General features: G+C 63.0%; 10 protein-coding genes. 6 read left to right on the forward strand and 4 right to left on the reverse strand.

Annotation, left to right across the window (positions count from 1 at the left end):
• Positions 1-171: 171 nt before the first annotated feature.
• Complete coding sequence (locus tag QZR30_RS25040; RefSeq protein WP_059396921.1) at positions 172-3,246, reverse strand: efflux RND transporter permease subunit; 3,075 nt, start codon at positions 3,244-3,246, stop codon at positions 172-174.
• Positions 3,247-3,248: 2 nt separating this feature from the next.
• Positions 3,249-4,355, reverse strand: coding sequence for an efflux RND transporter periplasmic adaptor subunit (locus QZR30_RS25045; RefSeq protein WP_046068565.1), 1,107 nt, complete (start codon positions 4,353-4,355; stop codon positions 3,249-3,251).
• Positions 4,356-4,456: 101 nt separating this feature from the next.
• Here QZR30_RS25045 and QZR30_RS25050 point away from each other — a divergent pair, with 101 nt between their 5' ends.
• From QZR30_RS25050 to QZR30_RS25065, 4 genes are all read left to right on the forward strand, one after another.
• A complete protein-coding gene (locus QZR30_RS25050; RefSeq protein ID WP_274354868.1) occupies positions 4,457-5,662 on the forward strand; it encodes a Bcr/CflA family efflux MFS transporter in 1,206 nt (401 codons plus the stop codon).
• 75 nt (positions 5,663-5,737) lie between these two features.
• Positions 5,738-6,604: a pirin family protein gene (locus tag QZR30_RS25055; protein WP_059396923.1), complete on the forward strand. Its 867-nt coding sequence runs from the start codon at positions 5,738-5,740 to the stop codon at positions 6,602-6,604.
• A 124-nt stretch (positions 6,605-6,728) separates the two neighbouring features.
• A complete protein-coding gene (locus QZR30_RS25060; protein WP_056846261.1) occupies positions 6,729-8,174 on the forward strand; it encodes a mechanosensitive ion channel family protein in 1,446 nt (481 codons plus the stop codon).
• 93 nt (positions 8,175-8,267) lie between these two features.
• A complete protein-coding gene (locus QZR30_RS25065; RefSeq protein WP_043051565.1) occupies positions 8,268-8,705 on the forward strand; it encodes a carboxymuconolactone decarboxylase family protein in 438 nt (145 codons plus the stop codon).
• 19 nt (positions 8,706-8,724) lie between these two features.
• Here the strand turns inward: QZR30_RS25065 and QZR30_RS25070 are convergent, their stop codons facing one another.
• Positions 8,725-10,875 (reverse strand): TonB-dependent siderophore receptor, encoded by a 2,151-nt coding sequence (locus QZR30_RS25070; RefSeq protein ID WP_274354867.1) that lies wholly within the window; start codon positions 10,873-10,875, stop codon positions 8,725-8,727.
• Between the two features lie 190 nt (positions 10,876-11,065).
• On the opposite strand from QZR30_RS25070, the gene QZR30_RS25075 reads away from it, so the two are divergent.
• On the forward strand, positions 11,066-11,845 hold the full coding sequence (locus tag QZR30_RS25075) for an acetoin reductase (RefSeq protein WP_274354866.1): 780 nt from the start codon (positions 11,066-11,068) through the stop codon (positions 11,843-11,845).
• A 131-nt stretch (positions 11,846-11,976) separates the two neighbouring features.
• Here the strand turns inward: QZR30_RS25075 and QZR30_RS25080 are convergent, their stop codons facing one another.
• Complete coding sequence (locus tag QZR30_RS25080; protein WP_274354865.1) at positions 11,977-13,833, reverse strand: sigma-54-dependent Fis family transcriptional regulator; 1,857 nt, start codon at positions 13,831-13,833, stop codon at positions 11,977-11,979.
• Between the two features lie 309 nt (positions 13,834-14,142).
• Here QZR30_RS25080 and QZR30_RS25085 point away from each other — a divergent pair, with 309 nt between their 5' ends.
• Entirely contained in the window at positions 14,143-15,120 is a 978-nt protein-coding gene (locus tag QZR30_RS25085) for a thiamine pyrophosphate-dependent dehydrogenase E1 component subunit alpha (RefSeq protein WP_311904461.1), read from the forward strand.
• Positions 15,121-15,124 lie beyond the last annotated feature (4 nt).

The following is a 15,124-nucleotide window of genomic DNA, read 5'->3' on the forward strand; positions in this document are numbered from 1 at the left end:
CCAGCTCGTGTTCGATAGCGGCGATGTGGGTGGCGTGGGTCATCCGCGACCACTCCCCACGGGAGACGGCCACGCAACCAGCGCACTAACAAGAAAAACCATCTGCAATCCCTCGCACTGTTCAGTCAGGCGAGGGACTTTGCAGAGGTTTGCAGGGAGGGGGAGTAGAGCTTATCCGGCGTTTACGTGGGACGTTTCAGCAACCTCGTCGCGTAGCACCAGGCTGCACAGCGCCGGCAGGAACAACAGCGTCAACACCGTGCCCACCAACACTCCGCCGATGAGTACATAGGCCAGGGACGACCAGAACACCGACAGCGTCAACGGAATAAACGCCAGCGCCGCCGCCAGTGCGGTGAGGATCACCGGACGCGCTCGACGCACCGTGGCTTCGATGATTGCCTCGCGAATCGCCATGCCGTGGTCCTGGTTCTGGCGAATCTGGTCGGTGAAGATCAGCGTGTTACGCATCAGGATGCCGCCAATGCCGATCAGGCCCAGGATCGCGTTAAACCCAAACGGTTGATTGAACAGCAGCAAGGTCGGCACTGCGCCAATCAGGCCCAAGGGCGCGGTGGCGAAGACCATGAACATCACGCCGAATGAGCGCACCTGGAACATGATCACCGTGAGGGTCAGCAAGATCATGATCGGGAACAATGCCGCCAGCGCCACGTTGGCCTTGGCGCTTTCTTCCACCGGGCCGCCGATGTCGATGTGGTAACCGGTCGGCAGCTTGGCGATCAGCGGTTGCAGGTCTTTGTATACGGCCATTTCCACATCGGGCGGTTGTACCCCGTCGATGATGTCGGCGCGCACTTCCACGGTGGTTGCGCGGTTGCGGCGCTTGAGGATCGGCTCTTCCATCACTGCCTGGAAATGCCCGACCTGAGCCAGCGGCACCGACGTACCGGCGCTGTTGGTCAGGGTCATGTTGTTCAGGTTGGCGAGGTCCTCGCGCTGGCTGCCTTGGGCGCGGGCCACCACCGACACGGTGCGGTTGCCCTCGCGCACTTCGGTGATCGGGTTGCCGCTGAGCAGGGCGTTGAGCTGGGACTTGACCTCGTCGGGGGTGAAGCCGAGTAAGCGCAGGCGATCCTGGTCCAGCACCAGGCGATAACCGCTGGCGCGCTCGCCCCATTCGAGGAAGGTGTCGCGGGTCAGCCGATTGGCGGCCACCACTTGGCGCACTTGCTCGGACAGCCCGCGCAGCTCGTCCAGGTTGGGCCCGGATACACGGAACACCACGGGGAACGGCACCGGCGGGCCGAACACCAATTGCGTGACACGCACCCGCGCCGCTGGAAACTCACCAGCCGCGATGCGCTCGCGCATGCGCACTTTCAACGCGTCACGGGCGTGGGAGTCCGGGGTTTGCACGATTAACTTGGCGAATGCCGGGTCGGGCATTTCCGGGTTCAGCGACAGAAAGAACCGCGGTGCACCGCCGCCTACGTAGGTGTCGACCATGCTGGTCTGCGGCTCCTGCAACAGGGCTTTCTCCACCTGCGCCGCCACCGCTTCAGTGCTTTTGAATGCGCTGCCGGGCGGCATATACACTTCCAGGATCAGCTCCGAACGGTCGGAGTCGGGGAAGAACTGTTTCTTCACCACCGCCATACCCAGGCCGCACAGCACAAACGCGGCCACCACCAGCCCGGTCACCAGCCAGCGCCCGCGCACGCAGGCCTCCACCAAGCGACGGAGTTTCTGATAATAACGCCCGGCATAAATCGCATCGTGCCCACCGGGCACAGGCTTGATCTGCGGCAACAGCTTCACGCCCAGATAGGGCGTGAACACCACCGCCACCAACCACGATGAAATCAAGGCAAAGCCGACGATCCAGAAGATATTCCCGGCGTACTCGCCTGCACCGGAGCGCGCAAACCCCACGGGTAAAAAGCCGATGATCGTCACCAGCGTACCGGTCAGCATGGGCGCAGCTGTGGAGCTCCAGGCGTAGGTCGCCGCATGGATACGATCAAAACCTTCTTCGAGTTTCACCACCATCATCTCGATGGCAATGATCGCGTCATCCACCAGCAGGCCCAGGGAAATGATCAGCGCGCCCAGGGTCACGCGGTCGAATTCGCGCCCGGTGACCAGCATGATCACGAACACGATCGACAGCGTCAGCGGCACGGCTGCCGCCACCACCAGGCCCACGCGAAAGCCCAGGGCCAGCAGGCTGATCAGCATCACCACGGCCAGGGCGACGAAGAACTTGAGCATGAACTCATTCACCGCCAGGCTGATGTTTTTCGCCTGGTCGGAGACCTTGACGAAGTTCACGCCCAGGGGCAGGTCGGCGCGGATTTTGGCTTCCTGGGCCTGCAGGCTCTGGTCCAGTTCCAGGCCGTTCCAGTGTTTCTCCATGATCACCCCGAGCATCAGCGCCGGGTCGCCCTGGTGGCGGATGCGGTAGCTGGGCGGGTCCTCATAACCGCGGCTGACGCTGGCGACATCGGCAATGCGCAGCACGCGGCCATTGACTTGCAGGGGCACGTTTTCAATCAGCGCCAGGCTGTCGAAGGCTCCGTCGATACGGATATACGCACGGGCACCAGCGGTCTCGACAAAGCCTGAGGGCGCCACCGCGTTTTGTGCGGCGAGGGCGGCGAAAATCTGCTCGGGCTTGATGCCCAGGGTCGCCAGGCGCTCATAGGAAAACTCGACAAACACCCGCTGGGCCTGCTCGCCAAGAATATTGACCTTCTTCACCCCCGGCAGGTTGAGCAAACCCTGGCGCAGGGTCTCGGCCATTTGCACTTGCTGACGATGGGGCAGGTGTTCGGCTTCCAGGGCGTACAGCGCGAAATACACATCAGAGTATTCATCGTTGAAAAACGGGCCGATCACGCCTTTGGGCAATTGCGCGGCTTCGTCACTGAGCTTCTTGCGGGTCTGGTAGAACAGTGCCTGGATTTCGCTCGGGCGCGTGGATTCGAGAAAGGTCATGCGCATCGACACAAAGCCTGGCTGGGCGATGGTCTCGACGCGGTCGTAGTAGTCCAGCTCCTGCAGGCGCTTTTCCAGGCGGTCGGCCACCTGTTCCTGCATCTCCTGGGCGGTGGCGCCCGGCCAGGCGGCGGTGATGGTCATGACCTTGACGGTAAACGAGGGGTCTTCGGCGCGCCCCAGTTTGCCGAACGCGAACATTCCGGCGACCAGGATTGCAATGAGCAGGAACAGCGTCACTGCGCGGTGTTTGACTGCCAGTTCGGAGAGGTTGAGCCCGCGCATGGTCATTGGTCCTGCTTGCGGTTGAGGGCCAGCGCCTGGGCGGGTAGCAAGCGCACCTTGTCGTCGCCGTGCAGCAGGTGCGCCCCCAGGGCGACGATGGTTTGCCCAGGCAGGACGCCGCTGTCGAGCAGGGCGTCTTCCTGGCCGAGGCGGGCGACTTTCACCGGCGCGAAGGTCAGCGTGTTGTCATCGCCGATCAGCCACACGCCGGGGCCCTGGCCTGCGTCCTGCAACGCGCCAATCGGCACGCGGGTTTGCGCGGCCTGGCCGTTGCCTTGCAGGCGTACGGTGATGGTGGAACCGAGGGCGAAACGCTCGACGGCACCGTGCAACACATAGCGGGCGCGGTAGGTGCGCGTGATGGGGTCGGCGCTGGCGGACAGCTCGCGCAGGCTTGCGGCCACGGCCTGATCGGGGGCGCCGAAGGGGAAGGCCAGGGCTTTTTGCGCGGCCAGGTCGCGCTGGTTTTCCGGCAGGTTGACGATGGCTTCACGGGCGCCGTCGTGGGCCAGGCGCGCGACGATTTGCCCTTCGGCCACCACTTGGCCGCGGTCTGCTCGCACGTCGGTGATGATGCCGTCGCCATCGGCCTTGAGCACCGAGTAGGTGCGGCGGTTTTCGATCTGGCTGGCATCGGACTGCGCCGCGGCCAGTTCCGCCTCGGCAACACGCAGGTTGGTGGCCGACTGGTCGAAGATCTGCCGTGACACTGCGCCGGTACTGGCCAGGCGCTGGTAGCGGTTTTCATCGTCGCGGCGTTGGCGCAGCTGGGCCTGGGCGGCGTTGACGCGATTCTTGGCCGAGCGCAGCGCCAGTTCGAAGTCGCCGATGTCCAGCACCAGCAGGGTATCGCCACGGGCAACGCGCTGGCCGGGGTCGACCTTGCGCTCGATCACCTTGCCGCTGACCCGGAAGCCCAGGTCGCTTTCGGTGCGGGCAGCGACCACACCGGTATACGCGCTTTGCTGGGTGCCAGCGGCTTCGACGGTGGCCGCCAATACGGGACGTGGCTGCGGCGCTTGAGCGGCGTTGTCAGCTTGGCTGTGGCAGCCACCGAGCACCATCAACAGGGCCAGGGGCGTGAGAAGACGCAGGGGGAGAGGGGGCATGGCGGGCTCCAGGGGTAACCATTGGGCAAAAAATTATGGACATAATTTTTTACTCATATTATGGTCGAAATATAAATTAATCCAGCCCCCGGATAATCCCCATGGCAATCGCCCCGGCACCTTCACGCAGCTTGTTGTTATTACTGGTTGCCTTAACGGCCTTGGGTGAAGTCTCGACCCAGTTGATCATTCCGGGCCTGGGCGCCATCGAGCAGGCGCTGGCGGCGCCGGTGGGCTCGGCACTGCTGGCGCTGTCAGCGTTTGTCGGTGCCTTTGGCCTGGGGCAGTTGCTGTTCGGGCCGCTGTCGGACCGTATTGGCCGACGCCCGGTATTGATCGCCGGCCTGGCGTTGTATGTGCTGGCCACGTTATCGATGCTGCTGGTCAGCGATATCCAGCAATTTATCCTCGCCCGCGTGTTCCAGGGCCTGGGTGCGTGCACCGCGTTGGTATTGGCCCGCACGGTGGTGCGGGATGTGTGGAAAGCCGAGGCGGGGCCGGCCCTGGCGCTGACCATGATCGGCATGCTGTATGCCATCGTCGTCGCGCCGATGCTTGGCGGCTTGTTGATCAAGCTACTGGGTTGGCGAGCACCGATCAGCCTGGCGTTGGTGATCGGCAGCCTGGTGCTGGTGCTGGCGCTGCTGTTCTTCCGTGAGAGCAACCACCACCTCGATCCCAAAGCCGCTCACTGGCGTACCCTGGGCGGGCAATACCTGGACCTGCTCAAGGGCCGCCAGTACCGGGCCTATGCCGTGGCCCTGGCCTGCACCTACGGTGCGATGTTTGCGGTGATCGCCGGCTCCTCGGCGGTGTTCATCAACCTGCTGGGGTTCAGCAGCCTGGAGTACGGCCTCAACTTCGGATTGATCGTGTCGATGCTGATCGTGGGCTCCACCTATACCCGGCGTAATATCCAGCGCCTGGGGCCGCAGCGGATTGTGGCGATGGGCGTGACAATGGTCGCGGTCGGCGGGGTGGCGGCGCTGGTGATCTACGCGCTGTTCGGGCTGTCGGTAGTAGGGCTGGATGTGCCCATTGCCGTCGCTACTCTCGGCGGTGGGCTGGTGTTGCCCGGTGCGGTGACCGGCGCGGTGATGCCCAATGCGCACCGTGCGGGTTTGGCGGCAGGGCTGATGGGCTTTGCGCAGATGTTCGGTGCCACCTGCAGCGGTTTGCTATTGAGCCAGCTGCGCGATGGCAGTGCCGCGCCGATGGTGATTATTCAAGCCGGTTTTGCGCTGTCGGCCTTTGTTGCATTTCACCTGTTGCGCCAGCGCCAGGTTAAAATATTGTCCTATACATAGAACGATCAGGGCCGGTTTTGCCGTCTAGTGCTTAGGAGTGAGGCGATTTATTGTGTACCCACTTTGGAGGTACACATGAAAAAGCTGATTGGTATCTACACCAGCCCTCGCGCCCACTGGGTCGGCGATGGCTTCCCGGTACGCACTTTGTTTTCCTACGACACCATGGGCAAGCACATCAGCCCATTCCTGTTGCTGGACCACGCCGGGCCGGCCGAATTCACGCCCACCGAACAGCGCCGTGGCGTCGGTCAGCACCCGCATCGCGGCTTTGAAACCGTGACTATCGTCTATGACGGCGAAGTCGAGCACCGCGATTCCACCGGTGCCGGCGGCAAGATCGGCCCCGGCGATGTGCAATGGATGACCGCGGCCAAGGGCATTCTCCACGAGGAGTTCCACTCCCAGGATTTCGCCCGTCGCGGCGGGGCGCTGGAAATGGTGCAACTGTGGGTCAACCTGCCGGCCAAGGACAAAATGGCCGATGCCGGCTACCAGACCATCATCGATGGCGATATTCCGGTGCTGCCACTGGCGAACGACGCTGGCAACCTGCGCCTGATCGCCGGTGAATTCGCCGGTGCTCATGGCCCGGCCCGTACCTTTACGCCGATTGACGTGTGGGACTTGCGCCTCAATGCCAATAAGGCGGTCACGCTGGACCTGCACGCCGGGCGTAATACGGCGCTGGTGATCCTCAGCGGCACTGTGCTGGTCAATGGCGATGAAGTTGCGCGCCAAGGTCAGCTGGCGCTGTTCGAGCGTGACGGTGACCAGGTCACGCTGGAGTCGAATGACGACGCCAAGGTGTTGCTGCTCAGCGGCGAACCCATCGACGAGCCCATCGTCGGCCACGGTCCGTTCGTGATGAACACCGAGCAGGAGATCCATCAGGCGTTCGCCGACTTCCAGTCGGGCAAGTTCGGGCAGATGCACGCCTGAATGCCGGGTTGGTTTAAATAACCCTTGTGGGAGGGGGCTTGCCTCCTCCCACATTTTTTCCTGCGCTATACCCGTCTTATCGATTTCATGCGATCTTCTCGGCATTCGCCCTGGAGTCGCCTGGATGCCCTCATTTATCGCTGATCACCCGATGCTGTGCGCCGTGGCGTTGATCTTTATCGACATCGCCGTGTGGCGTCTTATCTCCGCCGACCTGGCCAACTGGAAACTCGCCGCGCGGTTGGTGATCTTCGCGGTATTCAGCGTCGTGTTGTTCAACGACGGCATGAACCCCATGCAAGGGGCGCCCTATGCTGACGACACCACCTTGCACCTGGCCGCCACGGCGTTGCAGATCGGCTGGTGGTTGTTCGCTGCGCGCACCCTGACGGTGTTGCTCGGCGCGGTGATGATGCAGCGGGTCGGGCATACCGGGCGCTTGTTGCAAGACCTGATGGGCGCGGTGATCTTCCTGATCGCGATCATCGCCGCCATGGCCTATGTGCTCGACCTGCCGGTCAAGGGCGTGCTGGCCACCTCCGGTGCGGTGGCGATCATCGTCGGCCTGGCGTTGCAAAGTACCTTGAGCGACGTGTTTTCCGGGATCGTCCTCAATACCACCAAGCCTTACCAGATCGATGACTGGATCTCCATCGACGGCACCGAAGGCCGTGTCACCGATATCGACTGGCGCGCCACGCGTTTGCAAACCTCCCAGGGCAGCCTGGCGGTGATCCCCAACTCCCTGGCGGCCAAGGCCAAGATCATCAACTTCTCGCGCCCGGCGGACATGTTCGGCCTGGCAGTGAGCCTGCAAGTCAGCCCCCACGCACGTCCGCAAACCGTGATCGAGGCCCTGGAACGGGCAATGCAGGGCTGCCGGCCATTACTGGCCCAGCCCGCCCCGAGCGTGGCGTTCAAAGCCTCGACCAGTGGCGGCGTCGAATATGAAATCAGCGGGTTCGTACCGGCCATGGGCCTCAAGCGCGAAACGCGCAACCTGCTTTACGATTTGGCCTACCGGCACTTGCAGGCGGCGGGCGTGGGGCTGCTGTCCGCCACCGAGGGCAGCACGCCGCCAACCGTGTCCGGCGCCCGGGCGTTGCTGGAACGCTCGTCGATTTTCTCCACCTTGCGCCAGGAAGAAAAAGACACCTTCAGCCAGAACATGACCCTGCATACCTACCGCGCCGGCGAGATGATCCTGGCGGCGGGGGAGGTCAGCGATCACTTGTTCATCATCGAATCCGGCGTGGTCTCGGTGCTGTTGGTCAAGGACGGGCACAAGTTCGAGGCTGGGCGCATGGGCCCCGGGGAGGTGATCGGCGAATCCGGCATCCTTTCGGAACAGGCGGCGCTGGCAGATTTTTCGGCCAAGACCTACTGCACGCTTTATCGCATCGAAAATGAATACCTCAAGCCCTGCCTGGACGCACGGCATGATATCGGCGAAGCCATGAAGGCGCTGCTGGACTTCCGTCGGCATGCCGCCCAGGCCCTGACCGAAGACGCGCCGGTGGTGCCGGTGAAGAAGGGTTTCCTGCAATGGCTGCGCAAGCGTGGCCTGTAGATTGGTCACCTGTTCTTCGCCCGGATTGGCTATTCCTCCAGGACGCCTTGGTGACTAACCTGCTCACCAATCCCACCGTTCTGGAGCAACACCATGCAAACCCGTACCGATTTCTACACCGCTTCCCCAGACGCCATGAAAGCCATGCTGGCGCTGGAAGCAGCGGTCGGCAAACTCTCCATCGAATTGCCGCTGCTCGAATTGGTGCGCCTGCGCGTCTCGCAGATCAACGGCTGCGCGTTCTGCCTGGACATGCACACCGCCGACGCCCGCAAGGGTGGCGAAACCGAGCGGCGTTTGTACACCGTGTCGGCCTGGCGCGAGACCCCATTCTTTACCCCGCGTGAACGCGCTGCGCTGGGCTGGGCTGAAAGCCTGACCCTGCTGAGCCAGACCCACGCCCCGGATGAAGACTTCAATGCCCTGGCCGCCGAGTTCAGCCCACAGGAACAAGTCGACCTGAGCGTGGCCATCGCCACCATCAACAGCTGGAACCGCCTGGCGGTGGGCTTTCGCAAGATGCCCAAATAACCCCGGTAGGGCGGGTGAATCAGAAATTCACCGATGCACTCAAGCGCGCCGTCAACGGCGCGCCCTGGAACAGGTAGTCATCGCCCATGTACTCGCCCGCATCGCGCCAGTAGCGCTTGTCGAACAGGTTGTCGACGCTCAGGCGAAACACCGTTTCATACCCTTCGACCTTGGTGGTGTAGCGGCTGCCGAGATTGACCACTGCATAGTCGCCCACCTCCACAGTGCCGTTGCGGTTGGCCGACTTCCTGGCGCTGTATTGCACACCGCCCAGCACCGCCAGGCCATTGACCCACGGCAACGCATAGTCGGCGTACAGGCTGGCGCGCAGCTTGGGTACGTTGATCGCCTGGTGGCCTTCATAGTCCGGGGTGCCGCTGCCGCTCACCCGTGCGCGGATGGCGGCCACGCTGGTTGCTATTTGCAGGCGCTCGGTGGCCCAGCCGTTGGCGGACAGTTCCAGGCCGGTGTTTTTCTGCTCGCCCTGTTGCACATAGGTAAAGTTGCCCGCGCCATCCGGCTTCGAATATTGGTAGGCCTGGCGTGTCTGGAATACGGCAGCGGCGAAACTGATGCGGCGCCAATCGTACTTCACCCCGGCTTCGATCTGCCGTGAAGTGGTGGGCGCCAGGGTTTCGCTGCTGTTGGTGGCAAACCACGGCGCGGTGCCGCCCAGAGACAGGCCCTTGCTGTAGCTGGTGTAGAGCGAGATGTTCTCAATCGGTTTATAGATCAGCGAGGCCTGGGGCAGGAATACATACTGCTGAGTATGCCGTGACTCAGTGCCGTTCTTGTCGAAAGCCTTTTCGTCCAGGCGCACTTCACGCCCACCCAGAATGGTTTGCCATTGCTCATTGAAGCGAATTCGGTCGGTGACGAACAACCCGTACTGGCGGCTGTCGAGGTTGCGATGGCTATCATTGAGCGGCTTGTCGGTGGGAGGGAAGCTCGGCGCATCCTGATGGATATTGCCGCTGCCGATGTATTCATTGACCGAGTCGCGCTTGTCGACCACCCGGCGAAATGCGCTGGTGCCGAAGGTCAACTCATGACCCAGGCCCGCGGTGTCGAATAGCCCGGTCATGGCTGCCTGGATTTCATCATCGCGGCGGGTGTCGTCGGGGCTGCGATAGTCGTAGATGTCGTAGTCACCTCCGGGGCTGAAGGTGTTGGCATTGCAGTTGCTGACGTAATAGCAGCCCCACGCAAACGAACTGTAGTCATCAATCACCACCTTGCTACGCGCCGCGCTGACAGTGCCTTTCCACTGGTCGCTGAAACGGTACTCGAACTTGCCGTTGAGGTTCAGCGAGTCGATCCCCACTTGCTTGCCGCCGCTCTGATGCCCCAGCAGCTTCTTCGGCGAGGCGTCGTGGGGCACTTCGGTGCCACCCAACAGTTGGTAACCCGGCACCGAGCGCTGTTGCTTGTTCTGGTATTCGGCATCCAGTTGCAGCAGGGCGTCGGGGCTGATGTTCCAGTCCAAGGCCAGGGACACAAAATCGCGCTGGCCATTGGCGTGTTCCACATAGGAATTGAGGTCTTCATGGGCGACATTGGCGCGCAGGCCCAATTGCTGCTCGCTGCCAAACCAGCCACCGACGTCCGTGGCGATATAGCCGCTGCCGCGATCATCGGTAGAGACGGTTACCGAGCGTACATCCTCGGGGCGCTTGGTCACGTAGTTGATCACGCCGCTGGGCTCGGAAATGCCGCTCTGCAACCCGGCCAGGCCCTTGAGCACTTCCACCTGCTGCTTGTTTTCCAGGGCGACGTTCTGCTCGCCGGTGATGGTGCGCCCGTTGATCTTGTAGCTGCTGGCCGCGTTCAGCGAGAAGCCACGCACCACGAAATTTTCGTAATAGCCAATCGGCGCATAGCTGTCACCCACCGACGCATCGTTGCGCAGCACTTCACTGAGCAGGCGCGCTTGCTGGTCCTTGATCAGGGCGGCGTTGATCACCGTAATCGAGGCCGGCGTGTCCAGCAACGGTGCTTCATCGAAACCGCCCACCGAGGCAGTTTCGTTACGGTAGCCGGACTCATCCTGCCCCTGGACCTTGACCGCCGGCAGTTCAATCTCCGCGGCCAGGCTGCTGCCGATGCCGCCGCTGAGCAGCAGGCCGAGAGCCAAACGTGTACTGACGACGGGACGAAAACGCAAAACCATGGGGCAGGGCCTTATAGCGCAGGGCGGGGGCGCATAAGCTAGGCATAACGGCCAGGTTTTACAAGCGTTCGGTACGCGCGCGCGTGCTGAGACACAGCGTCTCAACCTCTACGCCAAACCCCTTGCGCCTCGACAGCGCCGGCAGGCATCTGCGATAGACAAGGCTCTTTCACCGTTGCAGGAGATCGTCATGAGTATTGCTGGAAAAGTTGCGCTGGTGACCGGCGCCGGGCAGGGCATTGGCCGGGCCATCGCCCTGCGCCTGGCACAGGACGGTGCCGACATCGCCCTGGTCGACATCAATGGCGCCAAGCTTGAAGCCGTGGCAGCAGAAGTAGTGGCCTTGGGGCGCAAGGCCTCGGTGTTTATCACCGACGTGTCCAAGCGCGATCAGGTGGTGGCGGCAGTTGAGCATGCGCACCAGACCCTTGGCGGCTTCGACATCATCGTCAATAACGCCGGTATCGCGCAGATCGACTCATTGCTGGACGTCAGCCCTGAACAGGTTGAGCGCACCCTCGGTATCAACGTGCAGGGCGTGCTGTGGGGTATCCAGGCCGCCGCCAAGAAATTCAAGGCGCTCAAGCAAAAGGGCAAGATCATCAATGCCTGCTCTATCGCCGGCCATGAAGGCTTTGCGCTGCTGGGCGTGTACTCGGCCACCAAGTTCGCCGTGCGTGCCCTGACCCAGGCGGCGGCCAAGGAACTGGCAAGCGCCGGGATCACGGTCAATGCCTACTGCCCAGGCGTGGTGGGTACCGATATGTGGGTGGAGATCGACAAGCGCATGGCCGAGATTACCGGGGCTGAAGTGGGGGCGACCTACAAGAAGTACGTGGACGGAATTGCCCTGGGCCGTGCACAAACGCCCGAGGATGTAGCCGGGTTAGTGGCCTACCTGGCCGGGCCGGATGCGGATTACATGACTGGGCAAGCGCCGTTGATCGACGGTGGCTTGGTCTACCGCTGACCTCTCAAGACCTGCTCGGCCGAATGTGGGAGGTGGCTCGCCCCCGATGGCGTCAGCCCAGCAAACATAGATGTTGGCTGACCCACCGCCATCGGGAGCAAGCCCCCTCCCACATGTTTAATTCCGTTGTGTCAGTGCTTGCGGGGCATGTCGATGCCCAGTTGGTTGACCCGGCGGTACAGGGTTGCCCGGGAAATACCCAGCGCCTGCGCCGTCGGCAACGGCTTCCAGCGGTGCCGGACCAACGCGTCCAGCACCACCTGACGTTCGGGGCTCACGCGAGGTTCTGCAGCCAGCGAAACCTGTTCGCCGCGCACCTGCACCGGTAGATCCGCCAACTGGATGGTCCCGCTCTCACACACGGCACAGGCATACGCCAGTACGTGGTGCAACTGGCGCACATTGCCCGGCCAGGCATAGCCCAGCAGCCGTTCCAGTGCCGCCTGGCCGATGCCCACCGAGACGCCGCCGCGTGCTTGCTGCTCCAGCAACCGGTTGATCAGTGCCAGCTTGTCACTGCGCTCGCGCAGCGGCGGCAGGCAAAAGCGCGCGCAGCCGAGGCGGAAGTACAGGTCTTCGCGAAAGCGCCCGTCGCTGACCAGCGCGGCCAGGTCACGGTGGCTGGCGCAGATCACTTGGATGTCCACCGTGCGGCTCTTGGCCCCGCCCAGGGGCGCGACTTCACCTTCGGCCATCACCCGCAGCAGGCGCGTCTGCAACGCCAGCGGCATATCGCCGATTTCATCGAGGAACAACGTACCGCCATCGGCCTGTACCAACAGCCCCTGCATGCCTTTGCTGGATGCACCGGTAAAAGCCCCTGCCACGTAGCCGAACAGCTCGCTTTCAATCAGGTTCTCGGGGATCGCTGCGCAGTTGACCGCGACAAAGGGCCCCGTACGCCGGGCGCTGCGTTCGTGCAGTTGGCGAGCGAAAACTTCCTTGCCGGCGCCGGTTTCCCCCTGCACCAGTACCGGCAGGTTGCGGTCCTTGACGCGCACGGCCAGGCGCAGGTGTTCTTCCACCCGCGGGTCGACCTGAGCGTGCGCAACGGCTCGCGGCGGTTTGCGTCGCGGGGTATTGACCCGCACGTGCAATACGCCAGGCTCGCCCAGCCATGGCAGGTGTTGGGTCGATTGGTCCGTCACCGAGCGCAACGCATTCAGGTCGAACACTTCACCGATGTAGTCGGGCACCTGGCCGAAGCGCCGGCGCAATGCCTGGCGCGCCTTGCTGTTCAGGGCCTGTAGCCGGCCGTCCTGATCCCATGCCAGCAGCAGGTCCGGCTGGCTGTCCACATAGCCCGGTGTGCTGTGGGCCTGGAGCACCCAATGCTCGCGGGCGCTGTGCATGAAGAAGGCGTTTTCGATGGCTTGCGCACTCTGCGCCACCATCTGCCGCACCAGGTGCTGGCTGCGCCGGTCATCCGGGGATTTGAGCGCCGAGGCATCCATTACCCCCAGCAGGTTGCCCTGGGGGTCGAAGATCGGGGCGGCGGAGCAGGTCAGGCCAATAAAGGCGGCACGGAAATGATCGCGCTTGTGCACGGTCACGGCGGCTTTGCTGGTCAGCACCGTGGCCACGCCGCAGGTGCCTTCCTCGGCTTCGGACCAACAGGTGCCGAGATACAGGCCGGCTTTGCGACAGTCGCTGCGAATGGCGGTGTCCACGCGGTGGTCAAGGGTCTGGCCCTGGGCGTCGGTGAGCATCACGCAGTAGTCGGCGTGGCGCACACGGTGGTGCAGTTGCCCGACTTCTTCGCCGGCGATGCGCATGAACAGCTCAGCGCGTTCGCGACATTCCTTGAGCAAGGGTTCGGTGAGAATGCGCGGCCCCTGCAGCGAGCCGGGGTCGAGGTGGTATTGCTCCATGGAACGGCGCCATGAATCGAAAATCAGCGACGGCACCGGCGCCTGGGGCAGTCGATCGGCATTGCGGACCACGCGACTGACACAGTCGACGTGTTCTCTGGAGTTCGCGGCGAGCATAAGGCCTCCGGTTCTCGATCCTTGTTGTTATGCCCGCCATTAAGCGCCCATGGGCGCCGACCGACAAGGTTGGCCTGACCAACAGCCAGAGCTGAGACGCAGCGTCTCAGTCCGCCTGAGACGGAGCCTGCACTGTGCAATGGCGGGTCTCATTCTGCGCTGGCATGGCGCAGCGGTACAACCGTTCGGCACTGCTCTGGGTCAAGGCTTTGCCGGTTTTTCGTGGGCCTTGGCACAGCCTGTGCTCAAGCGCTTACAGCTGGCCGCAGCCAGCCTTTTGTGTGTCGAGACAACCTGGAGAACAACAAGATGTCCACTCACCTGTCCACCGATCAATTGCTGCATGCCTACACAGTGATGCGCACCATCCGTGACTTCGAAGAACGCCTGCATGTGGAATTCGCCACCGGCGAGATCCCTGGTTTCGTGCACCTGTATGCCGGCCAGGAAGCCAGCGCCGCCGGGGTCATGGCGCACCTCAACGATGAAGACTGCATCGCCTCCAACCACCGTGGTCACGGCCATTGCATCGCCAAGGGCGTGGACGTGTTTGGCATGATGGCCGAGATCTACGGCAAGAAAACCGGCGTGTGCGGCGGCAAGGGCGGCTCCATGCATATTGCCGACCAAGAGAAGGGCATGCTCGGCGCCAACGGCATTGTCGGTGCCGGTGCGCCGTTGGCGGCAGGCGCTGCGCTGGCCTCCAAGCTCAAGGGCAGCCAGGGCGTGGCCGTGGCGTTCTTCGGCGACGGCGGCTCCAACGAGGGCGCGGTGTTCGAGGCGATGAACCTGGCGTCGATCATGAAGCTGCCGTGCCTGTTCGTCGCCGAGAACAACGGCTATGCCGAGGCCACCGGTTCCGGCTGGTCGGTGGCGTGCAAGGACATTGCCGAGCGGGCAGTGGGCTTTGGCATGCCGGGGGTGATTGTCGATGGCAATGATTTCTTCGCGGTGTACGCGGCGCTGGGCGTGGCGGTGGAGCGCGCACGCCAGGGCGACGGGCCGACCTTGGTGGAAGTGAAGCTCAGCCGCTTCTATGGCCACTTCGAAGGCGATGCACAAACCTACCGCGGCCCGGATGAAGTCAAGAACCTGCGCGAATCCCACGACTGCCTCGCCCTGTTCCGCCAGCGCTGCAATGCCGAAGGCTGGCTCGATGCCGCGCAGTTCGAACGTATCGACGGCGAGGTCGCGCAGTTGATCGACGACGCCGTGCGCCTGGCCAAGTCCGATCCCAAACCCCAGGCCGTCGACCTGCTCAGTGATGTCTACGTCGCTTACCGCTAATAAC

It is taken from the genome of Pseudomonas sp. rhizo25 (genome assembly GCF_031931935.1).
GTDB classification, from domain to species: Bacteria; Pseudomonadota; Gammaproteobacteria; order Pseudomonadales; family Pseudomonadaceae; genus Aquipseudomonas; species Aquipseudomonas synxantha.

Coding starts and splice junctions, on each gene's coding strand:
- QZR30_RS25085 (WP_311904461.1), top strand. CDS start 14,143: ATGTCCACTCACCTGTCCACCGATCAATTGCTGCATGCCTACACAGTG.
- QZR30_RS25050 (WP_274354868.1), top strand. CDS start 4,457: ATGGCAATCGCCCCGGCACCTTCACGCAGCTTGTTGTTATTACTGGTT.
- QZR30_RS25055 (WP_059396923.1), top strand. CDS start 5,738: ATGAAAAAGCTGATTGGTATCTACACCAGCCCTCGCGCCCACTGGGTC.
- QZR30_RS25045 (WP_046068565.1), bottom strand. CDS start 4,355: ATGCCCCCTCTCCCCCTGCGTCTTCTCACGCCCCTGGCCCTGTTGATG.
- QZR30_RS25040 (WP_059396921.1), bottom strand. CDS start 3,246: ATGCGCGGGCTCAACCTCTCCGAACTGGCAGTCAAACACCGCGCAGTG.
- QZR30_RS25060 (WP_056846261.1), top strand. CDS start 6,729: ATGCCCTCATTTATCGCTGATCACCCGATGCTGTGCGCCGTGGCGTTG.
- QZR30_RS25070 (WP_274354867.1), bottom strand. CDS start 10,875: ATGGTTTTGCGTTTTCGTCCCGTCGTCAGTACACGTTTGGCTCTCGGC.
- QZR30_RS25065 (WP_043051565.1), top strand. CDS start 8,268: ATGCAAACCCGTACCGATTTCTACACCGCTTCCCCAGACGCCATGAAA.
- QZR30_RS25080 (WP_274354865.1), bottom strand. CDS start 13,833: ATGCTCGCCGCGAACTCCAGAGAACACGTCGACTGTGTCAGTCGCGTG.
- QZR30_RS25075 (WP_274354866.1), top strand. CDS start 11,066: ATGAGTATTGCTGGAAAAGTTGCGCTGGTGACCGGCGCCGGGCAGGGC.